Source organism: Rhodovulum visakhapatnamense, from assembly GCF_004365965.1.
GTDB lineage: Bacteria > Pseudomonadota > Alphaproteobacteria > Rhodobacterales > Rhodobacteraceae > Rhodovulum > Rhodovulum visakhapatnamense.
Genome location: NZ_SOEB01000007.1, coordinates 106,010 through 126,868, shown reverse-complemented (window position 1 = coordinate 126,868; position 20,859 = coordinate 106,010). Strand labels below are relative to the sequence as shown.

Genomic DNA, 20,859 nt, shown 5'->3' with positions numbered 1-20,859 from the left:
TTTCTCCACAGGTATTAATCGAAGGTTAATGCGACCCGCCCGAGATGACCCGGCGGCACGGGATCGCCGAATAACGCAGCGTAACCCTTGTCAGCCATCGCCCCGCCGCAGCACCGCCGCATAGAATCCGTCGCCGCCATCAAGCGGGGTCAGGCGCCGCTCGGCGACCTCGGTCCAGCCCGGCGTATTGGCAAGAAACCGCGCGACCTGCGCGTCGTTCTCGGCCGACAGGAGCGAGCAGGTGGCATAACCAAGATGCCCGCCCGGCGCGACCAGTGCTGCGGCCCGGTCGAGAATGCCCGCCTGCAGCGCGGTCAGCCGGGCCAGATCGTCGGGGGTCGTGCGCCATTTGGCCTCGGGGCTTCGCCGCCAGGCGCCACTGCCCGAACAGGGCACGTCGCAAAGCACCAGGTCGAAGGGCGCTGCCTCGTCGAGATCCGCGCCGTCAAGGCAGGTCACCGCGATTCCCGCCCGGGCGGCCCGGTCGGGAAGATCGCGCATCCTTTGCGGGGCCGCGTCATGGGCGTAATGCCGGGCCGTCCCGCGCGCGGCCATGGCCAGCGTCTTGCCGCCGCCGCCCGCGCAAAGGTCGAGCACCCGCGCGCCAGCATCCAGCGGCATCAGATCGGCCACCGCCTGCGAAGCCGCATCCTGCAGTTCGACCACGCCGTCGGCAAAGGCGCGCGACTGCTGGACGCGCCGCGCCCCGGCCGTCACCTCAAGCGCGGTGGGCGAAAGCGCATGCGGCCGGGTCTCGATCCCCTCCCCCGCCAACTGAGCCGCCGCCTCGTCCCGGCCGCTGCGGCGCAGATTGACCCGCAGGAAGACCGGCGCGCGGTGCCGCAGCAGGTCCATCACCGGGCGGAAGGCCGGGCCGAGGCTGTCGCGAAGCATCTCTTCCAGCGCCTCGGGACAGTCGCAGGCGACCGCCTCGGGCAGATCCGCCAGGCCGGGCATGGGCGCGCGTTCGGCCTCGGACAGCGGCGCCGGGGCGTGGCCCTCGCCGGTGAAGACCGTCCCGGGGTCCGTGCCCTCGGCGCGCAGGGCGCCCAGCATCATGCCGCGCCCCGTCGCCGCCCCGCCCAGCGCGGAGAAGGATCGGGCGCAGCGGATCGCATCGAAGACATGGTCGCGGATCGCGGCCCGGTCCTTCGAGCCGGCAAAGCGGTTCTGCCGCGCCCAGGTGGTCAGCAGCTTCTCGGCCGGAGCGCCCTCGCGCCAGGCATCGAGCAGCTCGGCCGCCGCCGCGATCCGCGCCGCGGGCGTCACGCGCGGCCCAGCCCGGCCCGTTCGCGGCCCGCCGCAACATCATGCTCTGTCATCGCCCGCCATCCCTTCATCCGATCCGCCCCCGTGGGGGGTGCCCGTCTTCTGGCAGCCGCGTCCCCCGCGTGCAAGCGCGGCCCTCACCCGGGGCCTTTTCATCCGCGCCCGGACGTGGTTTGGTGGATCCCGTGACAGGGGCGTCCGGATCTGCCCGGGCTGAGAAGCACCCTTAGAACCTGAACCAGATCATGCTGGCGGAGGAAGTCGCGTGCCGGGCCCGAAAGCGGGCCGATGCGGCCGTCCGATGCCAGGGGAGGACAGCCATGCCCAGCGCGACAGAGACCCCGACCGGCGCCCCGAGCCAAACCGCAAGCCCCACGCCCGGCGCCCATCTTGCCGCGATGCGCGACCGCGCGCCTCTGGTGCAATGCATCACCAATTTCGTCGCCATGAACACCGCCGCGAATGTGCTGCTGGCGGCGGGTGCCTCGCCCGCGATGTTGCACGCGGCCGAGGAAACCCGTGAATTCACGCCGCTGGCGCAGGCGCTCTCGATCAATATCGGCACCCCCTCGCCGCATTGGGCCGCCGGCATGAAGGCCGCGGCCGGGGCGGCGCGGGCGGCGGGGCTGCCCTGGGTGCTCGACCCGGTGGCGGTTGGCGCGACCTCGTACCGTCAGGCGCTTTGCGGCGATCTTCTGGCGCTGGAGCCCGCAGTGATCCGGGGCAATGCGTCCGAAATCCTTGCGCTGGCCGGGGCCGCCACGCGCGGCAAGGGCGCGGACAGCGCCGACCCGGTCGAGGCGGCCGAGGCGGCGGCGCGGGCCCTCGCCCAGCGCAGCTGGGCGGTGGTCGCGGTCACCGGGCCGGTCGATTACGTGACCGACGGCACCCGCGCCTGGCGCGTTTCCAATGGCGACCCGATGATGCCGAAGGTCACCGCGCTGGGCTGTTCGCTGACCGCGCTGGTCGCGGCCTTCGTGGCGGTCGAGGGCGCCGATCGCGCCGAGGCGACGGTCGCGGCGCTGGCCTGTTTCGGGCTGGCAGGCGAAATCGCGGCCAGGGGTGCATCCGGTCCCGGCAGCTTTGCGGTCGCGCTGCTCGACGCGCTGCACGCCATGACGCCCGAGGCGCTGGACCTCGGCGCACGGGTCGAGCCCTCATGAACCGCAAGACGCTCGCCGTCTATTTCGTCACCCCCGACGGCGCCACGCCGGATCTGGTGATGGCGGCGGTCCGGGGCGGCGCCAGCATGGTGCAGTTGCGCGACAAGCAGGCCAGCGACAGCGATCTGATCGCGCTCGCCCGGCAGCTGAAACCGGATCTGACCCGGCGCGGCGTGCCGCTGATCGTCAACGACCGGCTGGCGGTCGTGCTGGCCTCAGGGGCCGACGGGCTCCATGTGGGGCAGTCCGACGGCGCCCCAAGCGCGCTGCGCAAGGCCCTGGGACCGGGGCGGCTGCTTGGCCTGTCGGTCGAGACCCTGGCCCAGCTCGACGCCATCCCCCCGGGTGCGGTCGATTACCTGGGCGTCGGCCCGGTCCATGCGACCGCGACCAAGCCCGATCACGCGGCCCCGCTGGGCGTCGACGGGCTCGGGCGGATCGTGACCAGGACCACCCTGCCCTGCGTCGCGATCGGCGGGCTCGGGGTCGCGGACGCGGCCGGTGTCAAGGCGGCGGGCGCCGATGGCATGGCCGTGGTGTCGGCGATTTCCGCCGCGCCCGATCCGGCGGCGGCGGCACGCGCCCTGGCCGAAGCCTGGAGAAGCGCATGATCCCCAATATCCTGTCGATTGCCGGGTCCGACCCCTCGGGCGGCGCCGGGATCCAGGCCGATCTGAAGGCCATCGGCGCCAATGGCGGCTATGGCATGGCCGCGATCACGGCCCTGACCGTCCAGAACACCCAGGGGGTGCGCGGGGCAGAGCTGGTGGCGCCCGCCCTGGTCGCCGACCAGATCCGCGCGATCCGCGAGGATATCCGCATCGACGCGGTCAAGATCGGCATGCTGGGCTCGGCCGCCATCGTCGAGGCGGTGGCCGGGGCGCTGGCCGGGCTCGACGCGCCGGTGGTGCTGGACCCGGTGATGGTGGCCAAGGGCGGCGACCGGCTGCTGGCCGAAGAGGCCGTGGCCGCGCTTTCGGCGCATCTGATGCCGATGGCCGCCGCGATCACGCCGAACCTGCCCGAGGCGGCCGACCTTCTGGGCCGTCCCGAGGCGCAAGACCGCTTTGGGATGGAGGCCCAGGCCGAGGCGCTTCTGGCGCTGGGGCCGCGCGCCGTTCTGTTGAAGGGCGGCCATCTGTCCGGCTCGGACAGCCCCGATCTGCTGCTGGACCCGACCGGGCGGGTCTGGTTCGAGGGGCCGAGGATCGACAGCCCCAACACCCATGGCACCGGCTGCACCCTCTCGTCGGCGCTGGCGACCTGGCTTGCCCGGACGGGCGAGATGCGCCCTGCGGCCGAAGCGGCGCGCACCTATACCCGCGCGGCAATTATGGGCGCGGCGGCGCTGTCGGTCGGGCACGGTCATGGGCCGACCGACCATTTCTTTGCGCTGAGAAACCTCCCGGTCTGACGGACCCCCTTGGGGCGGGGCCGGTCAGTCGAAGCGGCGGCTCAGCGGCGTGGCGCCGGTCGGCCAGTCGCCCGTCACCACAGCCGCCCCGCCCGCAAAGGCCGCATAGCTTTGGCCTGCCTGATAGCGGAGCGCGCCCAGCTCGGAGGCCAGATCCTCGATCCGGTCGGCCGAAAGAAACCCGATGAGCCGCCCGCCCGGGTCGCGCTCGACCCAGGCGCGCGCACGGCCGGCATCCATGCTCCAGGGCGCGGGCGCGGACAGATGCGCCATCCGCCAGGCCGCCACCTCGGCCCCCGAGCCGACCACGATCAGCGCGGGCGCGGTCTCGGCCGCCGCCGCATCGACCAGCCGCGCCGGGCGCCGCAAGAGCCGCGCGCCCAACGCCTCGGCCGCTGCCGTCTCGCCGCCAAGCGCCAGCAGTACCGGTTCGGGTCCGGCGAAGAGATCGCCCAGCATCGGCGGCACCTCGCCCGGGGCCAGCGCGCGGGCCAGATCGAAATCGGGATCGACCGAAACCGCCCGCGCCGGAGCCCGAAGCCGCAGCGTGGCCTCGCCCCGCCCGGCATCGAGCGCAACCAGATGGCGTTCGGTCCCCGCCCCCGTCTCGACCACCACGGGCACCGACAGCCGGTAGGCGGGCCAGGACTGGCCCAGCACCAGATGCAGGGCCGTACCCTCGGGCTCGGCCGCCTCGAGCCGCAGCGCGGGCAGGCCGCTGCGGGTCAGCCACTGGTCGAAGAACCCGCCCAGATCGCGCCCGGACACGGCCTCGAAAGCCGCGCGAAGGTCGTGCCAGGCCGCGACCCGGTCGTGATGGTCGGCATAGAAACGGCGCAGGCCCGCGCGCCAGTCCTCGGGACCGAGCTCGGCCTTGAGCATATGAAACAGAAGGGCAGCCTTGCCGTAACCGACCGCCTGCCGGTCGCCATGGGCGGCCGCGCGGAACTCGGTCAGCGGCCGGTCCTCACCGGCGGGCAGCGCCGCGAGATCGCGCAGCCAGCCCAGCCGCATCGCGCGCGCGACCTCGGGTCCCGCATCCTCGGCCAGCGCATGGTCGGCCATGTAGGTCGTCAGCCCCTCGCACCAGTTGCCGCGCCGGTAATCGACGGCCACAGCATTCCCCCACCAGGAATGCAGCACCTCATGGGCCAGCGACCGCCCGCGTATATAGCCATGGCCCAGGATCGACTGGCTGACATAGGTCAGACCGGGCATCCCCAGCCCGACCGGGATCGGCGCCGAGACCACCGAGAAGCCGGGATAGGGATAGGGGCCGATCTCGGCCGAGAAGCGGTCGATATAGCCCGCGACGGCCTCGGTATAGGCGGGCGAATAGGCGGCATCGCGGGGCTCGAAATAGGTGCGCAGCCGCAGCTCGCCATGCATCGCCTCGCCGACGGTATAGCGCCCGGCAAAGACCCCCATGTCGGCCGCGCGACCGGTGAACACGAACTGGGCGCTTCGCCCCTCGGCGTCGACCGCCTCGGCGCCGAGCGTGCCGGTCGCCGCCGGGCGCCAGCCCGCAGGCACCTCGAGGTTCAGCTCGAACCTGGCGCGGGGCGCTGAATCGATCGGCAGCCAGCCCGAGCCCAGAAGATAGCTTGCCGTCTCTCCGCGCGCGACCTCGCCGATACCGGCCGACAGCGGGGGCAGCGTCCCGGTCAGCCGCACCGTCACCGGCCGTCCCATATGCCGCGCCGCCCGCAAGACGCCCGAACCTGGTACCGGCGTCGCATCGCCGCCGATCCGAAGCGTCTCGATGGTCAGCCAGTCCTGCCGGGGCAGCGTCACGTCTCCCTGCGGCGCGGGCAGCACCGCGTCGAGCGCCAGCGCGCCGGTCGCTGGGTCAAGCGTCAGGGTCACCGCCTCTTCGCCCAGCATCTCGGCATGCGGTCCGGCCCAGACGGCCGGTCCGGCCAGGGCCGGAAGGACGGCAAGCAGCAGGGGACGAAAACGCATCGGCAGGTCTCCGGGCAGGCGATTTTCGCGAAGGTTAGGCGCGGTTCGCCGCCAGAGCCAGCGGATTGCGCGCCTGCCGCTGCAAGACGGGCGTTCGTCCGCTGCGGCCCGCACCGGGCAGGTTTCCAAGGAAAAGGGATCGAATGGGATTTCCTCCCACCATGACTGCAATGGATGGAGTTATGACCCTTTTTCTTCCGGGTTATCGCCTTCTTTCAAGAATTTTGTTCTACTGCGGGAAAGTCACAGGGAGAGTCCCGATGAAGTTCTTCCCGATCTTCCTGCGCACCGAGGGCGCGCGGATCGTGGTGTCAGGCGGCGGCGAGACCGCGCTGGCCAAGCTGCGTCTGCTGCTGAAGACCGAGGCCCGGATCGCGGTCCATGCCGCCGAGGCCGACCCGAAGATCCTCGACTGGCAGGCCGAGGGGCGTCTAAGCTGGGTCGCGCGGCCCGTCGAGGCGGCCGATCTCGACGGCGCGCGGCTGGTCTATGCCGCGACCGACGATGCCGCCGAGGATGCGCGCGTAGCAGGTCTCGCCCGCGCCGCCGGCGTGCTGTTCAACATCGTCGACAACCGCGCCGACAGCGCCTTCATCACCCCCGCGCTGGTCGACCGCGCCCCCGTCGTCGTGGCGATCGGCACCGAGGGCGCGGCCCCGGTGCTGGCGCGCCGGATCAAGGCAGGCCTCGAAGCCTGGCTGCCCGCCGGGCTTGGCGCGCGGGTGCGCGAGGCCGATGCCTTCCGCCCGGCGGCCGAGGCACTGCCCAAGGGCCGGGCCCGCCGCCGCTTCTGGGACGACGCCTTTGCCGGGCTTCTCGACGGCATGCCGGGCCCCGCCCCGCAGCTTGCCCCCCTGCTTGAAACCCACAAGGCGGCCGCAACGGCGGCGGGCGAGGTGCTGTTCGTCGGCGCAGGCCCCGGCGATCCCGACGACCTGACGCTGCGCGCCCGCCGCGCGCTCGACCGCGCCGATGTGGTCATTCACGACCGGCTGGTGCCCGCGCCGATCCTGGAACTCGCCCGCCGCGAGGCCGAGATCGTCGAGGCGGGCAAGACCGGCTTTGGCCCCTCGACGCCGCAGGCGGACATCAACGGCCTGATCGTCGACCGTGCCGCCCGGGGTCTTGTGGTGGTTCGCCTGAAGGCAGGCGATCCGTCGGTCTTCGGACGGCTCGACGAGGAAATCGAGGCCTGCGAGGCCGCCGGTATCGCCTGGTCGGTGGTGCCGGGGCTGACTGCCGCCTCGGCCGCTGCCGCAAGCCTTGGCCAGAGCCTGACCCGGCGCGGCCGCAATTCCGAACTGCGCGTGCTGACCGGGCATGACGTGAAGGGCCTGGCCGATCACGACTGGGCCGCGCTGGCCCGGCCGGGTGCGGTCGCCGCGATCTACATGGGCAAGCGGGCCGCGCGCTTCATCCAGGGCCGGCTGATGATGCATGGCGCCGAGGCCGCGACCCCGGTCAGCGTGGTCGAGAATGCGGGCCGCCCCGAGGAACGCATCCTTTCGGCAACGCTGGGCAGCCTGCCCGCCGAGATCGCCGCCGCCGGGCTGACCGGTCCCGCCGTCATCCTGCTGGGTCTGGCGCCGCGCGCCGCCGCCCGGTCCGTTCCCGCCCTGCGCGAGGTCGCCCGATGAAACGCCGCTTTCACCCCAGCGTGGTGACCGCCAACGACCTGTTCGAGGGCCACCCGGTCTGGCGCACCGCAGAGGGGCGCTGGTCGGCCACGATCCGCGAAGCCGAAGTGCTGCGCGATCCCGAGACGGCCGAGGCCCGCCTTGCCGCAGCCGCGTCGGATGCCGCTCGGGTCGTCGGCCCCTATCTCGCCGAGGTCGCGACCGCCCCCCAGGGCCCCGCGCCGCTGCATTTCCGCGAGGTTTTCCGCGTCCGGGGTCCCGCCCAGGCCTCTGACCGCCTCGACCACCTTCCCGGAGAGTGACGATGTACGCCTATTCCGATTTCGACGAGAGTTTCGTGCGCGACCGCGTGCGCCAGTTCCGCGATCAGGTCGAACGCCGGATCGACGGCCGCCTGAGCGAGGACGAGTTCAAGCCGCTGCGCCTGATGAACGGGCTTTACCTGCAGCTTCACGCCTACATGCTGCGCGTGGCCATTCCCTATGGCACGCTCGACGCGCGCCAGATGCGCCAGCTTGCGGCGATCTCGGAACGCTGGGATCGCGGTTACGGCCATTTCACCACCCGCCAGAACATCCAGTTCAACTGGCCGAAACTTTGCGACGTGCCCGACATGCTGGACGCGCTGGCCGATGTCGGCATGCATGCGATCCAGACCTCGGGCAATTGCGTGCGCAACGTGACCTCGGACCATTTCGCTGGCGCCGCCGCCGACGAGATCGCCGATCCGCGCCCCTATGCCGAGCTGCTGCGGCAATGGTCGAGCGATCACCCCGAATTCCAGTACCTGCCGCGCAAGTTCAAGATCGCGATCACCGGCGCCACCGCCGACCGCGCCGTCACCCGCGCCCATGACATCGGGCTGCGCGTCGTTGCGCGGGACGGCGCCGTGGGCTTCGAGGTCAGCGTCGGCGGCGGGCTTGGCCGCACCCCGATGATCGGCCGCATCATCCGCGACTTCCTGCCCGAGGCCGATCTGGTGCCCTATGTCGAGGCGGTGCTGGGCGTCTACAACCAGCTTGGCAGGCGGGATAACAAGTACAAGGCCCGGATCAAGATCGCGGTCCACGAGATGGGGCTTGATACCATCCGCGAACTGGTCGAGGCCCGCTTTGCCGAAACCCGGTCCGAATTCCCGGGCGCCGAGGCCGCCCTGGCCGAGATCCGCGCGGCCTTCCGCGCCCCCGATTTCCGCGCAGGTGGTACGGCGATCCCGTCGGGCAGCCCGGCCTTCCGGGCCTGGGCCGACACCAACCTTGCCCCGCACCGGCGCGAGGATCATGCCATCGTCACCGTCTCGCTGAAGACCCCCGGCCAGCAGCCGGGCGATGCCAGCGCCGGTCAGATGCGGGCAATCGCCGATCTGGCCGAAACCTTCGGCTATGACGAGATCCGGATCAGCCACCGCCAGAACGTGATCCTGCCCCATGTCCGCAAGGACGACCTGCCCGCCGTCTTCGAGGCGCTGGCGGCGGCGGGGCTGGCGGCGGCCAATGCCGGGCTGATCTCGGACATCATCGCCTGCCCCGGCATGGACTACTGCGCGCTGGCGACGGCCCGCTCGATCCCGGTCGCGCAAGAGATCGCGGTCCTGTTCGAGACCCTCGATCTGGCCCATGAGGTCGGCCCGCTGAGGCTGAACGTCTCGGGCTGCATCAATGCCTGCGGCCATCACCATGTGGCCGATATCGGCATTCTCGGGCTCGAACGCGCGGGCGTCGAGACCTATCAGATCACGCTGGGGGGCGATCCGACCGAACGGATCGCCATCGGCGAGCGCACCGGTCCGGGCTTTGCCGCGGACGAGATCGTCGGTGCGGTGGAACGTATCGTGACGGCCTATCTGGAGCTTCGCGACAGCGCGGACGAGACCTTTGCCGATGCCTATCGGCGGCTGGGGCTCGCGCCGTTCCAGAAGGCGCTTTATTCCGAGGAGAGCAGGGAAAATGCGGCCTGAAAACGGGTTCGAACGGGGAGAGACCCGGCTTGCGGCGCTGAACCGGCGCCTGGACGGCGCGACGCCGCAAGAGGTGCTGGCCGAGGCGGCCGACCGCTTCGCCGGGCAGCTGGCGCTGGTGTCGTCCTTCGGGGCGGAATCGGTCGTGCTTCTGCACATGGTGGCCGAGCTCGACCCCGGCCTGCCGGTGCTGTTTCTGGAAACCGAGATGCTCTTCCCCGAGACGCTGGCCTATCAGCGCGAGGTCGCGGACCTGCTGGGGCTGACCGGCGTTCGGCTGCTGCACCCCGATGCCGAGGCGCTGGCGCTGCACGACCCGGCGGGCGATCTGCACCGCAGCGATCCCGATCTCTGCTGCCACCTGCGCAAGACCGAACCGCTGGAACACGCTCTGGCAGGCTTCGGCGCCTGGGTCACCGGGCGCAAGCGGCACCAGACCCGCGAACGGCAGGCGATGCATGTCTGCGAGACCGACGAGGCCGGGCGGGTCAAGATCAACCCGCTGCATGCCTGGGGCCGCGAGGATGTGGCCGCCTATATCGACCGCCACGACCTGCCCCGGCATCCGCTGGTCTCGCGCGGCTATCCGTCGATCGGCTGCGCGCCCTGCACCAGCCGCGTCGCCCCGGGCGAGGACCCGCGCGCGGGCCGCTGGCGCGGGCAGGACAAGCAGGAATGCGGCATCCACCTGGTCAATGGCCGCTTCGTGCGGATGGGCACGGAGGATGTGGCATGAGCGACCGGGTTCTGATCACCGATGCGGGCTTCGGCCCCGTCGATCCGGCCGAGCGCTATCTGGGCCTCGCCGATCTCGTGGCGGCGCCCGGGGCGCAGCGGGTCGATCTCGGCCCCGAGACCGACCCGGCCGCGCTGGGTCCCGATCTGGCGCGGATCCAGGCCATCCGCATCGCCTTTCCGGCGGTGTCGGACGGGCGCGGGTTCACGCTGGCGCGGACGCTGCGGCGGATGGGCTTTACCGGGCGGCTGCGTGCCGCCGGGCAACTGATCCCCGAGCAATATCCAATGACGCGGGCCTGCGGCTTCGACGAGGTCGAGATCGACGCGGATCGCGCCCGACGTCAGCCCGAGGCCGACTGGCGCGCGGCGGCCCGGCGGCAGGGCTATCTTGCGCGGTTGCGGCGCCCGGCGGCCTGATCCGAGATCAGGGCAGGCGCAGCACCGCCGACAGCGGGGCCAGCGCCACCTCGCCCCGCCCCGATTGCAGCGCCCAGGAGAAAAGCGCGGTCACGGTCTCGGGGCGGCTGTGGCCGACCAGCACCGCCTGGCCGGTCTGGCGCGCCTCGAACACCGCGAGGTCCAGCATCCGGCGCATGGTCTCGGTGTTCTGCCCCTCGGCATCGAGGGTCTGGAAGACCGTCGCCTTGGGCACGCCCACCCGGTCGGCAGCGCGGGCCGCAGCGTTCAGCCCCTCATCGCGCGTGACGATCCCGTGACCGGTTTCGGCCAGTACGCCCAGAACCGCATCGGTCAGGACGCGATCGTCCTGAAACCCCTTCGACTGAACCCCATCCTTGCCGGGGTCGAGCACCGCAATCCCGGTGCCGATCAGCCCAAGCGCGCGGTTCAGCCGGGCGGCGGCCTCGGCGGGCGGCAGATCCGACAGCCCGCTGGCCAGCAGCACGACCTCATAGCCCGCGCGGTGGAAATCGGCAGCCGCCTCTGCCGCACCGGGCATCGCCGGGTCGATCGCGAAGGTCACCGGAAAGGGGAAGGTCAGCAAGGCCCGGCGGTCGAGCCCGGCCGCGCCGATATCGACCAGCACCAGCGACAGAAGCGGCGCACCGGGCGGCGGATCGAAGGCCACCGCATTCCGCGCCAGCGCACCCAGCGGCGCCGGGGCGGCGGCCCGGTCGCCCGGCACGGTGGCCGGAGCCTCGTCGGAAGGATCCTCGGCGGCCGCGCCATCCTCTTCCGGCGCCGTGCCGAGCGTCGGCAGCGGAGCGACCGGGGTCAGCCCGGCCGGCGCGTCTCCGGGCACGGTGGCATCCTCGACGCTTGGCAGCGGCAAGACCCGGGGGCCGGCCTTCCCGGCACCGGGCGGCGCGGCGGCTTCCTCGTCCTCGTCGTCATCGCGACCCACATCGCGGGGGGCGGTCTCGGCTGCGGGCCGGTCGTCGGGCAGCGCCTCGGGGTCGGGCGGCGCGGCCGGTTCTGGCGCCGCCGGGCCGCGCAGGGCGGCACCGGCGGGCGCAGGCTCTTCGGCGCCGAGGTCGGTCCCGGCCCCAAGGTCGACGGCCGCATCGGGGGCCTCGGGCGGGGTCATCGTCTCGGGTATCGCAGAGACCGGGGCGGGGGCCGCCGCGGGGGCGGTGTCGGGCAGCGGCGCCTCGGCGACGGCGGCGGGGGCCGGGGCGCCCATCGCCGGGGTCTCGCGCAGGGTTTCTTCGCGCTCGGGCAGGGTCGCCTCGGTTTCGGGCCGGGGACGGTTGAATTCGGACCCCGGCGGCAGGTCGATATCGGTGGTCGGGTCGGCGGCGGGCAGCCCCCCGGACCCGGACGGCGCGGCCGGACGCGCCCCCGGTGCCGCGACCGCGGCAGGCGCGGTTTCGGGCTCGGGGGCGGCGGGCGCGCCGCTTTCGGGGATGGCCGAGAACCGCGGGGCGGGCGCCTCGCCCGGCTGCGTGGGCACAGGAGCGGGCTCAGGGTCTCTCACGGGATCTCTCGCGGGGGCTGGCACCGAAGCGGTCCCTGCGCCGGGACCAGGACCGGGAGCAGGGCCGGGCCCGGACGGCGGCACCGCAACCTCCAGTGCCGCCAGCCCCAGACCGCTGGCCGCAGCACCCCAGAGAAAGCCGCGAATGCCGCTGGAAAAAACCCTGCCCATGCCTCGTACCTCCGACCTCGCGACGGCCTGCCCGGGCCGCCCTGTCCGATGCGGGACCCTTTGCCCCGCCGCCGCCCCTTGACCGGGGCGCGTCGCTCTGAGCATGTATAGCCCGACCCGCGACCCGGTTCATCCCCTTTCGCGAAGGCGCTGACCATGCTGCTCTTGATCGACAATTACGACAGTTTCACCTATAATCTCGTGCACTATCTGGGGGAACTCGGCGCCGAGACCAAGGTCGTGCGCAACGATGCCCTGAACGTGCAGGAGGCGATGGGGCTGCGGCCGTCCGCGATCCTTTTGTCGCCCGGCCCCTGCGATCCGGCCCAGGCCGGGATCTGCCTGCCCCTGACCCGCGCCGCGGCCGAGACCGGCACGCCGCTGATGGGCGTCTGCCTCGGGCACCAGACCATCGGCGAGGCCTTCGGCGGCAAGGTGGTGCGCGCGGACGAGATCGTGCACGGCAAGAAGGGCCGCATCGAACATGACGGGTCGGGCGTCTTCGCGGGCCTGCCCTCGCCCTTCCAGGCGACCCGGTATCATTCGCTGATCGTCGAGCGCGCCAGCCTGCCCGACTGCCTGATCGCCAATGCCTGGCTGGAAGACGGAACGATCATGGGGCTGCGCCACCGCGAGCTGCCGATCCACGGGGTGCAGTTCCACCCCGAGAGCATCGCCTCGGAACATGGCCACGCCCTGCTGAAGACGTTCCTCGACACCGTGAAGGAACCCGCATGAGCGATGCGCTGAAACCGCTGATCGGCCTTGCCGCCGACCGCCCCCTGACCCGGGAAGAGGCCGAGACCGCTTTCGAGGCGCTGTTCGAGGGCGAGGCGACGCCCAGCCAGATCGGCGGTCTGCTGATGGCGTTGCGCACCCGCGGCGAAACCGTCGACGAATATGCCGCCGCCGCCAAGGTCATGCGCTCGAAATGCCGCAAGGTGACCGCGCCCGAGGGGGCCATCGACATTGTCGGCACCGGCGGCGACGGCAAGGGCACGCTGAACATCTCGACCGCGACCGCCTTCGTGGTCGCGGGCGCGGGCGTGCCCGTCGCCAAGCACGGCAACCGGAACCTGTCGTCGAAATCGGGCGCGGCGGATGCGATGACCCATATGGGCATCAACGTGATGGTCGGCGCCGATGTGGTCGAGACCGCGCTGAGGGAGGTCGGCATCGGCTTCATGATGGCGCCGATGCACCATCCGGCCATGGCCCATGTCGGCCCGACCCGGGCCGAGCTGGGCACCCGGACGATCTTCAACATCCTCGGGCCGCTGACCAACCCGGCCGGGGTCACCCGCCAGCTGACCGGCGCCTTCTCGAAGGCGCTTTTGCGCCCCATGGCCGAGACGCTCGACCGGCTCGGTACCGAGGTCGCCTGGCTGGTGCATGGCGGCGACGGCACCGACGAGCTGTCGATTGCCGGGATCAGCCATGTCGCGATGCTGGAGGAAGGCACCATCACCGAGCGCGAGCTGCATCCCGAAGAGGCGGGCCTGCCGGTCCATCCCTTCGAGGCCATCATCGGCGGCACGCCCGATCACAACGCCCGCGCCTTCGCGGCGCTTCTCGACGGCGAGGCCTCGGCCTATCGCGACGCCGTGCTGCTGAACGCGGCCGCCGCTCTGGTGGTCGCGGGCCGGGTCACGACGCTGCGCGAGGGCGTCGAGCGGGCACAGGACAGCATCGACAGCGGCGCGGCCAAAAGCAAGGTCGAGGGCCTCGCCCGGATCACATCGGAGGCCGCATGACCGAGACCATCCTGGACCGCATCAAGGCCTACAAGCTGGAAGAGGTCGCCGCCGACAAGGCCACGCGGCCGCTGGCGGATGTCGAGGCGGCGGCACGGGCCGCCCCGGCCGTGCGCGGCTTTGCCGAGGCGCTGCACCGGGCCGCGCTGACGGGCTACGGGCTGATTGCCGAAATCAAGAAGGCCAGCCCGTCCAAGGGGCTGATCCGGCCCGATTTCGACCCGCCCGCGCTGGCGCGCGCCTATGAGGCGGGCGGCGCGGCCTGTCTTTCAGTGCTGACCGACACGCCCTCGTTTCAGGGCGCCAAGCCCTATCTGACCGAGGCCCGCGCGGCGGTGAAGCTGCCGGTGCTGCGCAAGGATTTCCTGTACGACACCTATCAGGTGGCCGAGGCCCGGGCGCTGGGCGCCGACTGCATCCTGATCATCATGGCCAGCGTCTCGGACGCTCAGGCGGCCGAGCTGGAAGAGGCTGCGACCTCCTGGGGGATGGATGCGCTGATCGAGGTCCATGACGCCGACGAACTTGACCGCGCGGCCAAGCTGAAATCGCCGCTGATCGGCATCAACAACCGCAACCTGAGATCCTTCGAAACCAGCCTCGACACCACCAGGCAGCTGGCCAAGCGGGTGCCCGAAGGCCGCCAGATCGTCAGCGAATCCGGGCTCAACACCCCGGCCGATCTGGCGCAGATGGCGATGTACGGGGTCCGCAGTTTCCTGATCGGCGAAAGCCTGATGCGCCAGGACGATGTCACCGCCGCGACCCGCAAGCTGCTGGCCAACCCGGCGATGGGCGCGCATTGATGCCCGAACTGACCCATTTCGACGCCGAGGGCCGCGCCCATATGGTCGATGTCTCGGACAAGCCCGAGACGGCGCGGCTGGCGGTGGCGACGGGATGGGTCCGGATGGCCCCCGAAACCCTGGCGCTGGTCGTCGCGGGCAGCGCGAAGAAAGGCGACGTGATCGGGGTCGCGCGGCTGGCGGGCATCATGGGGGCCAAGCGAACCTCCGATCTGATCCCGCTGTGCCACCCGCTGCCGATCAACCGGGTCGCGGTCGACCTGACCCCCGACGACACCCTTCCCGGCCTTCGGATCGAGGCGACGGTCAAGACCGCCGGGCGCACCGGGGTCGAGATGGAGGCGCTGACCGCTGTCAGCACCGCGGCGCTGACGGTCTATGACATGCTCAAGGCCGCCGAGAAGGGCATGGAGATCGGCGGCATCACGCTGAAGCTGAAAGAGGGCGGCAAGTCGGGCCGCTATGAGGCCCCGGAATGATCTCGGTCGACGCGGCGCTGGGCCATGTCTTCGACCTGATCGCGCCGCTGCCCGTCGAGGAGGTGCCCCTGGCCGAGGCCGCGGGCCGCGTGCTGGCCCGCCCGGTCGCGGCGCGCCGCAGCCAGCCGCCCTTCGCCGCCTCGGCCATGGACGGCTACGCGATCCGCGAAGACGACGCCCGCCCGGGCGCCGCCCTGCGCGTCGAGGGCGAGGCCGCGGCCGGTCAGGGCTGGCCGGGCACGGTGGCGCCGGGCCAGGCGGTGCGGATCTTCACCGGCGCGCCGCTGCCCGCGGGCGCCGACCGCGTCGTCATTCAGGAAGACGTGACCCGCGAGGGCGACCGGATCGTGCTGGGCGCGGGCTTCGATCACGGCACCAATATCCGCGCGGCGGGCGGCGATTTCCGGCAAGGCGACATGCTGGCCGCCCCGCGCCGTCTGGGTCCCGCCGATCTGGCGCTGGCGGCGGCGATGAACCTGCCCGCCCTGCCCGTTCACCGCCGCCCCGAGGTCGCGCTGATCGCGACCGGCGACGAGCTGGTGATGCCGGGCGAGATCCCCGGCCCCGACCAGATCGTGGCCGCGAACGGCTTCGGGCTGAAGGCGCTGATCGAGGCCGAGGGCGGCTTTGCCCGGCTGCTGCCCATCGCGCGCGACAGCGAGGTCTCGTTGAAGACCGTCTTTGCCCTGGCCGAGGGCGCCGATCTGGTCGTGACCATCGGTGGCGCCTCGGTCGGCGATCATGACATCGTCGGCAAGGTTGCGGCCGATCTCGGGATGGCGCCGGCCTTCTACAAGGTGGCGATGCGACCCGGAAAGCCGGTGATGGCGGGCCGCCTGGGCGGGGCCGCGATGATCGGCCTGCCCGGCAACTCGGTCTCGGCCATGGTCTGCGGCCATGTCTTCCTGCGGCCTGCGCTTCGGGCCTTTCAGGGCCTGCCCAAGACCCCGCTGCCGACCGCGCGCGCGCCGCTGGCCACAGATCTTGAGGCCAACGGACCGCGCACCCATTTCCTGCGCGCGCGCCTGACACCCGACGGGCTCTTGCCCTTCGAACGGCAGGACAGCGGGCTGCTGTCGGTGCTGGCCGAGGCCGATGCGCTGCTGATCCGTCCGGCGGGCGACGGGCCACAGCCCGCTGGGGCCTTGGCGGACTACTTGACGTTGCGGTAACTAAAGCTTGACACAAAACGTGAACATGTCTAGAACAGGAGAGAACGGCTTCCTGTGGGGGGATGAACATGCTGACTCGCAAGCAACTGGACCTTCTTGAATTCATTCATAAAAGGATGCAGCGCGACGGTGTTCCGCCGTCCTTCGACGAGATGAAGGAAGCGCTGGATCTGCGGTCCAAATCGGGCATTCACCGGCTGATCACGGCGCTGGAGGAACGCGGCTTCATCCGACGTCTGGCCCATCGCGCCCGTGCCATCGAGATCGTCAAGCTGCCCGAGGCGCTGGAGGCCAGGGGCTTCCGCCCGGTGGTCATCGACGGCGACCGGCCCGAGACGCCCGCGCCCTCGGGCGCGATGGATGTCACGCCCGTCCATGCGCTGGAACTGCCGGTGATGGGCCGGATCGCGGCGGGCACGCCGATCGAGGCGATTTCCGAGGTGTCGCATACCGTGGCCGTGCCAGGCTCGATGCTGTCGGGCCGGGGGCGGCATTACGCCCTTGAGGTCAAGGGCGACTCGATGATCGAGGCCGGGATCAACGATGGCGACGTCGTGGTGATCCGAGAACAGACCACGGCCGAGAACGGCGAGATCGTGGTGGCGCTGGTCGAGGGCCATGAGGCGACGCTGAAACGGTTCCGCCGCAAGGGCGAGATGATCGCGCTCGAGGCCGCGAACCCGGCCTACGAGACCCGGATCCTGCGATCCGATCAGGTCAAGGTGCAGGGCCGTCTGGTCGGGCTGATCCGCAGCTACTGAGCCCAGAGCCGGTCGCCCGCCGCGCCGCGGGCGGTGACAACGCGCGGGCCGTCCGCGCCGGGAAACAGCGCCAGCGACCCGGTTCGGGCCAGCGCCGCGCGGTCGAAGACCCGGCAGCCCGCAGGCGCGTCGTCCAGGAATTGCGGCACCACCACCCAGCCTCGCGCGCAGGCGGGGGCCACCCGGTCGGCCCAGCCGCGCCCGGTGATCAGCGTCACCCGCCGTCCCGCAACCGTGGCCTCCTGTTCGCCGGGCGCGCCGCCAAGCCCCGGCCGGGCAAAGGCCGCGGCCTGATTGGCGCGGTCGCCGTCGTTTTCCAGCCAGCTCAGCGCAACGAAGCCCTCGCCCGAGGGTTTCGACAGCGCCCGCCCCTCGGGCCCCATCGCGCCCATCAGCCCGCCGCTGTCGGCGATCAGCAGCGCCGGACGCGCGACCGCCGACCAGAGCGCGAAGGCCGCGAGGATCGGCACCAGCCCCAGCGCCCGCGCGCGCCCGGTCCAGAGCATGACCCAGAGTGCCCCAAGCGCGATCAGCGGCAACACCGCAGGCCCCGGCGCGGGCACCGGCCAGACCGCGCCGTCAAGCCCCGCGACCCGCTCGGCCACCCAGAGGATCCAGGCGATGCCCCAGCGCATCGGCTCGAGCCCCAGCACCGCCAGCCCGAAGGGCGCCAGGCAGGCGGCGGCGACCGCGGCGGGCATCACCAGAAGCCCCATCAGCGGCACCGAGGCCAGATTGGCGATCAGCCCGAATTGCGAGACCTGGTTGAAATGCGCGGCCCCGAAGGGTGCGGTCGCGGCCCCCGCCACCGCCGAGGAGATCACCACCGCCAGCGCGCCTTGCGCCCAGCGGGGCGGGCGCCAGCGGTCGGCGGGGCGGTCGCGCAGCGCGACAAAAACCGCGATCAGCGCCGTCGTCGCGGCAAAGGACATCTGGAACCCGGCCTGGGTCAGGCTTTCGGGGGTCAGGACCAGCACGATCAGCGCGGCCAGCGCCACCGCGCGCAGCGTCAGCGCCCGGCGGTCGGCCATCACCGCGCCAAGCACGACCGCGACCATGATGAAGGCGCGCTCGGTCGCGACATTGCCGCCCGAGAGCGCCAGATAGACCGCCCCGACCGCCAGCGCCCCCGCCGCCGCGATCTTCTTGATCGGCAGGCGCAGCGCCAGCCGCGGCCAGAGCGCCAGCGCAAAGCGCAGCGCGGTGAAGACAACCCCGGTCAGCAAACCCATATGCAGCCCCGAGATTGCCAGAAGATGCGCGAGGTTCGAGTCGCGCAGGGCCTGGATCGTGTCGCGCGACATCGCCGAGCGGTCGCCGGTCAGGATCGCCGCCGCGAACGCGCCCTGATCGCCCGGAATGCGCGCGCGCAGCGCGTCCGACAGTGCCATCCGCATCCGGTGTACCAGAAGCGTCGCGCCGCCCTCGGGCGGGCTCAGCGTCACCGCCGGGCTGTTGGCATAGCCCACCGCGCCGATCTGCTGGAACCAGGCATGGCGGCGGAAATCGAAACCGCCTGGCTCGGCGGGCGCGCCCGGCGGCGACAGATGCGCCATCATCGCGATCCGGGCGCCGGGCGGCGGCGCCATCACGCCGCCTGCGCCATGCAGCGCCACACGCAGCCGACGGGGCGTCTCGTCGGGGCGCACGCCCTCGATCCAGACCTGATCGAGCGTGATCCGCGGCGCGTCCGAGATCGACCGGTCCAGCACCAGCACCCGGCCCTCGAGCGCGCCATAGACGCGGTGGTCGAGCTTGGGCGCCGCGACCAGATGGGCCCGCGCGCCGGCCAGCGCCGCCCCGCCTGCCACCAGCGCCAGCACGATCAGGAGAGGCCCCCACAGCTCGGGCAGGCGGCGCGCGGCCAAGGCCAGCGCGGCGGCCACCCCGGCACAGGCCCAGAGCGCCCAGACCGGGGGCTCGGTTTTCTGCAGGAAATACAGCCCGATGCCCAGCGACAGGAAGACCGGCGTCCAGGGAAAGAGATGGCCGCGCCGGGCCTCGACCGCCGCCAGCACCGCCGACACCGCCAAGGCCGGCATTCGCGCCGTCCCCGCAGACCCGACCGCCTCCGTCAGCAGAAGCCCCACCGCTTGTCCTCTCCGCAGCGATCTCCTAGACAGACAGAGAAGCTATCTCCACCATGGTGAACAAAAGGTTAAGGCTCATGACCGACATGTCGGACAGCCCTGTCGTTACCCGTTTCGCACCCTCGCCGACCGGGTATCTGCATATCGGCGGCGCGCGCACGGCGCTGTTCAACTGGCTTTTCGCGCGCGGCCGGGGCGGACGGTTCCTGCTGCGGATCGAGGATACCGACCGCGCCCGCTCGACCCCCGAGGCGACGGCCGCGATCCTGAAGGGGCTGACCTGGCTCGGGCTCGACTGGGACGGCGAGGCGATCAGCCAGTTCGAACGTGCGCCCCGCCATGCCGAGGTGGCCCGCGCGATGCTGGCCAACGGCACCGCTTATAAGTGCTTTGCCACGCAGGAGGACATCGAGGCCTTCCGCGAGGCGGCGCGGGCCGAGGGCCGCTCGACGCTTTTCCAGAGCCCCTGGCGCGACGCCGATCCCGCGACCCATCCCGATGCGCCTTTCGTGATCCGGCTGAAAGCCCCGCGCGAGGGCGTGACGGTGATCGGGGACAAGGTGCAGGGCGATGTGAAGATCGGCAACGACCAGCTTGACGATATGGTGATGCTGCGCTCGGACGGAACGCCCACCTACATGCTGGCGGTGGTGGTCGACGATCACGACATGGGCGTGACCCATGTGATCCGGGGCGACGATCACCTCAATAACGCGGCCCGGCAGATGCAGATCTATCACGCCATGGGCTGGCCGGTGCCGGTCTGGGCACATATCCCGCTGATCCACGGGCCCGATGGCAAGAAGCTGTCGAAGCGCCACGGCGCGCTGGGGGTCGAGGAATACCAGGCCATGGGCTATCCGGCGGCCGCGATGCGCAACTATCTGGCCCGGCTCGGCTGGTCGCACGGGGATGACGAGTTCTTCGACGACGCTCAGGCCAAGGAATGGTTCAGCCTTGAAGGAATCGGCCGCTCGCCCGCACGGCTCGACTTCAAGAAGCTTGAAAACCTCTCGGGTCAGCATATCGCGGGGGCGGAGGATGCCGCGCTGCTGCACGAAGTTCAGGCTTTTCTGGCCGCAACCGGCGCACCGTCCCTGACGGAAGAACAGATCGCCGGTCTTGCCCGCGCCCTGCCCTTCCTCAAGCAATCCGCGAAAACCTTCCCGCAACTCGTTGAAAAGGCTTATTTCATCCTAGGCGAACGCCCCTTCGAGCCGGATCAGAAAGCGGCAAAATCGCTGGATGATGTATCCCGTGGTATACTGGGAGAATTGACGCCGCATCTGCAAAATGCTAGCTGGACGCGTGACGCCCTTGAGGCGGCCGTGACCGGGGTGGCAGAGGCCCATGGGCTGACCCTCGGGAAACTGGCCCCGCCCCTGCGCGCCGCACTTGCCGGGCGGACGGTTACGCCCAGCGTCTTTGACATGATGCTTGTCATCGGCCGGGACGAAACGCTCGCCCGGCTGGCTGACACCCAGGGCTGAGGCACCGCCGCCGAAAGCCCCCTGCACGCCACCGTCCGGAGCCGCGATCAGGGAGCGCGG

The 20,859-nt window shown here is 71.4% G+C and carries 19 protein-coding genes and 1 riboswitch; of the genes, 15 read left to right on the top strand and 4 right to left on the bottom strand.

The window, feature by feature from the left end:
* Positions 1-90 precede the first annotated feature (90 nt).
* Entirely contained in the window at positions 91-1,269 is a 1,179-nt protein-coding gene (locus EV657_RS08525; RefSeq protein ID WP_134077635.1) for an RsmB/NOP family class I SAM-dependent RNA methyltransferase, read from the bottom strand.
* Between the two features lie 180 nt (positions 1,270-1,449).
* Positions 1,450-1,546: riboswitch (TPP riboswitch) on the top strand.
* A 43-nt stretch (positions 1,547-1,589) separates the two neighbouring features.
* Here EV657_RS08525 and thiM point away from each other — a divergent pair.
* The 3 genes from thiM to thiD are packed head-to-tail and all read left to right on the top strand — an operon-like array spanning position 1,590 to position 3,846.
* The gene (gene thiM / locus EV657_RS08520; protein ID WP_075785707.1) at positions 1,590-2,432 is read left to right on the top strand and encodes a hydroxyethylthiazole kinase; all 843 of its coding nucleotides are present in this window, start codon (positions 1,590-1,592) and stop codon (positions 2,430-2,432) included.
* Positions 2,429-3,043: a thiamine phosphate synthase gene (thiE, locus tag EV657_RS08515; RefSeq protein WP_134077634.1), complete on the top strand. Its 615-nt coding sequence runs from the start codon at positions 2,429-2,431 to the stop codon at positions 3,041-3,043. Before thiM ends, thiE begins: the two co-directional genes overlap by 4 nt.
* Positions 3,040-3,846 carry a bifunctional hydroxymethylpyrimidine kinase/phosphomethylpyrimidine kinase gene (gene thiD, locus EV657_RS08510; protein ID WP_134077633.1) on the top strand — a complete coding sequence of 269 codons (807 nt, stop codon included), beginning with the start codon at positions 3,040-3,042 and terminating at the stop codon, positions 3,844-3,846. Before thiE ends, thiD begins: the two co-directional genes overlap by 4 nt.
* Positions 3,847-3,870: 24 nt before the next feature.
* Here the strand turns inward: thiD and EV657_RS08505 are convergent, their stop codons facing one another.
* Positions 3,871-5,808 carry a M1 family metallopeptidase gene (locus EV657_RS08505; RefSeq protein WP_134077632.1) on the bottom strand — a complete coding sequence of 646 codons (1,938 nt, stop codon included), beginning with the start codon at positions 5,806-5,808 and terminating at the stop codon, positions 3,871-3,873.
* A gap of 260 nt (positions 5,809-6,068) precedes the next feature.
* On the opposite strand from EV657_RS08505, the gene cysG reads away from it, so the two are divergent.
* Genes cysG through EV657_RS08480 form a run of 5 tightly spaced genes read left to right on the top strand, consistent with a single transcriptional unit; the run spans position 6,069 to position 10,557 of the window.
* Positions 6,069-7,445: a siroheme synthase CysG gene (gene cysG, locus EV657_RS08500; RefSeq protein ID WP_113668553.1), complete on the top strand. Its 1,377-nt coding sequence runs from the start codon at positions 6,069-6,071 to the stop codon at positions 7,443-7,445.
* The gene (locus EV657_RS08495) at positions 7,442-7,747 is read left to right on the top strand and encodes a DUF2849 domain-containing protein (protein WP_075785702.1); all 306 of its coding nucleotides are present in this window, start codon (positions 7,442-7,444) and stop codon (positions 7,745-7,747) included. Before cysG ends, EV657_RS08495 begins: the two co-directional genes overlap by 4 nt.
* A 2-nt stretch (positions 7,748-7,749) precedes the next feature.
* Positions 7,750-9,402, top strand: coding sequence for a nitrite/sulfite reductase (locus EV657_RS08490; RefSeq protein WP_134077631.1), 1,653 nt, complete (start codon positions 7,750-7,752; stop codon positions 9,400-9,402).
* Positions 9,392-10,138 carry a phosphoadenylyl-sulfate reductase gene (locus EV657_RS08485; protein WP_134077630.1) on the top strand — a complete coding sequence of 249 codons (747 nt, stop codon included), beginning with the start codon at positions 9,392-9,394 and terminating at the stop codon, positions 10,136-10,138. Before EV657_RS08490 ends, EV657_RS08485 begins: the two co-directional genes overlap by 11 nt.
* On the top strand, positions 10,135-10,557 hold the full coding sequence (locus tag EV657_RS08480; RefSeq protein ID WP_134077629.1) for a DUF934 domain-containing protein: 423 nt from the start codon (positions 10,135-10,137) through the stop codon (positions 10,555-10,557). Before EV657_RS08485 ends, EV657_RS08480 begins: the two co-directional genes overlap by 4 nt.
* A 7-nt stretch (positions 10,558-10,564) precedes the next feature.
* Here the strand turns inward: EV657_RS08480 and EV657_RS08475 are convergent, their stop codons facing one another.
* On the bottom strand, positions 10,565-12,076 hold the full coding sequence (locus EV657_RS08475; RefSeq protein ID WP_166673678.1) for a divergent polysaccharide deacetylase family protein: 1,512 nt from the start codon (positions 12,074-12,076) through the stop codon (positions 10,565-10,567).
* 327 nt (positions 12,077-12,403) lie between these two features.
* On the opposite strand from EV657_RS08475, the gene EV657_RS08470 reads away from it, so the two are divergent.
* From EV657_RS08470 to lexA, 6 genes are all read left to right on the top strand, one after another.
* Positions 12,404-12,985, top strand: a complete 582-nt coding sequence (locus tag EV657_RS08470) for an anthranilate synthase component II (RefSeq protein WP_075785697.1) — start codon at positions 12,404-12,406, stop codon at positions 12,983-12,985.
* Positions 12,982-14,001, top strand: coding sequence for an anthranilate phosphoribosyltransferase (gene trpD / locus EV657_RS08465; protein WP_134077627.1), 1,020 nt, complete (start codon positions 12,982-12,984; stop codon positions 13,999-14,001). Before EV657_RS08470 ends, trpD begins: the two co-directional genes overlap by 4 nt.
* The gene (trpC, locus tag EV657_RS08460; RefSeq protein ID WP_134077626.1) at positions 13,998-14,807 is read left to right on the top strand and encodes an indole-3-glycerol phosphate synthase TrpC; all 810 of its coding nucleotides are present in this window, start codon (positions 13,998-14,000) and stop codon (positions 14,805-14,807) included. The genes trpD and trpC overlap by 4 nt, the downstream gene beginning before the upstream one ends.
* Positions 14,807-15,286 carry a cyclic pyranopterin monophosphate synthase MoaC gene (moaC, locus tag EV657_RS08455; RefSeq protein WP_134077625.1) on the top strand — a complete coding sequence of 160 codons (480 nt, stop codon included), beginning with the start codon at positions 14,807-14,809 and terminating at the stop codon, positions 15,284-15,286. Before trpC ends, moaC begins: the two co-directional genes overlap by 1 nt.
* Positions 15,283-16,458: a molybdopterin molybdotransferase MoeA gene (locus EV657_RS08450; protein WP_134077624.1), complete on the top strand. Its 1,176-nt coding sequence runs from the start codon at positions 15,283-15,285 to the stop codon at positions 16,456-16,458. Before moaC ends, EV657_RS08450 begins: the two co-directional genes overlap by 4 nt.
* A gap of 68 nt (positions 16,459-16,526) precedes the next feature.
* Positions 16,527-17,219, top strand: a complete 693-nt coding sequence (gene lexA / locus EV657_RS08445; protein WP_075787560.1) for a transcriptional repressor LexA — start codon at positions 16,527-16,529, stop codon at positions 17,217-17,219.
* Here lexA and EV657_RS08440 read toward each other — a convergent pair.
* Positions 17,213-19,261: a ComEC/Rec2 family competence protein gene (locus tag EV657_RS08440; RefSeq protein ID WP_134077623.1), complete on the bottom strand. Its 2,049-nt coding sequence runs from the start codon at positions 19,259-19,261 to the stop codon at positions 17,213-17,215. The genes lexA and EV657_RS08440 overlap by 7 nt on opposite strands.
* A 134-nt stretch (positions 19,262-19,395) precedes the next feature.
* On the opposite strand from EV657_RS08440, the gene gltX reads away from it, so the two are divergent.
* On the top strand, positions 19,396-20,799 hold the full coding sequence (gene gltX, locus EV657_RS08435) for a glutamate--tRNA ligase (RefSeq protein WP_425057250.1): 1,404 nt from the start codon (positions 19,396-19,398) through the stop codon (positions 20,797-20,799).
* The last annotated feature ends 60 nt before the right edge of the window (positions 20,800-20,859 follow it).

Bases quoted from the DNA above. Each gene is read 5' to 3' on its own strand.
- EV657_RS08450 (WP_134077624.1), top strand. From the start codon at position 15,283: ATGATCTCGGTCGACGCGGCGCTGGGCCATGTCTTCGACCTGATCGCG.
- trpC (WP_134077626.1), top strand. From the start codon at position 13,998: ATGACCGAGACCATCCTGGACCGCATCAAGGCCTACAAGCTGGAAGAG.
- lexA (WP_075787560.1), top strand. From the start codon at position 16,527: ATGCTGACTCGCAAGCAACTGGACCTTCTTGAATTCATTCATAAAAGG.
- EV657_RS08470 (WP_075785697.1), top strand. From the start codon at position 12,404: ATGCTGCTCTTGATCGACAATTACGACAGTTTCACCTATAATCTCGTG.
- gltX (WP_425057250.1), top strand. From the start codon at position 19,396: ATGTCGGACAGCCCTGTCGTTACCCGTTTCGCACCCTCGCCGACCGGG.
- cysG (WP_113668553.1), top strand. From the start codon at position 6,069: ATGAAGTTCTTCCCGATCTTCCTGCGCACCGAGGGCGCGCGGATCGTG.
- EV657_RS08480 (WP_134077629.1), top strand. From the start codon at position 10,135: ATGAGCGACCGGGTTCTGATCACCGATGCGGGCTTCGGCCCCGTCGAT.
- thiD (WP_134077633.1), top strand. From the start codon at position 3,040: ATGATCCCCAATATCCTGTCGATTGCCGGGTCCGACCCCTCGGGCGGC.
- EV657_RS08495 (WP_075785702.1), top strand. From the start codon at position 7,442: ATGAAACGCCGCTTTCACCCCAGCGTGGTGACCGCCAACGACCTGTTC.
- moaC (WP_134077625.1), top strand. From the start codon at position 14,807: ATGCCCGAACTGACCCATTTCGACGCCGAGGGCCGCGCCCATATGGTC.
- trpD (WP_134077627.1), top strand. From the start codon at position 12,982: ATGAGCGATGCGCTGAAACCGCTGATCGGCCTTGCCGCCGACCGCCCC.
- EV657_RS08490 (WP_134077631.1), top strand. From the start codon at position 7,750: ATGTACGCCTATTCCGATTTCGACGAGAGTTTCGTGCGCGACCGCGTG.
- EV657_RS08440 (WP_134077623.1), bottom strand. From the start codon at position 19,261: ATGCCGGCCTTGGCGGTGTCGGCGGTGCTGGCGGCGGTCGAGGCCCGG.
- EV657_RS08505 (WP_134077632.1), bottom strand. From the start codon at position 5,808: ATGCGTTTTCGTCCCCTGCTGCTTGCCGTCCTTCCGGCCCTGGCCGGA.
- EV657_RS08485 (WP_134077630.1), top strand. From the start codon at position 9,392: ATGCGGCCTGAAAACGGGTTCGAACGGGGAGAGACCCGGCTTGCGGCG.
- thiE (WP_134077634.1), top strand. From the start codon at position 2,429: ATGAACCGCAAGACGCTCGCCGTCTATTTCGTCACCCCCGACGGCGCC.
- thiM (WP_075785707.1), top strand. From the start codon at position 1,590: ATGCCCAGCGCGACAGAGACCCCGACCGGCGCCCCGAGCCAAACCGCA.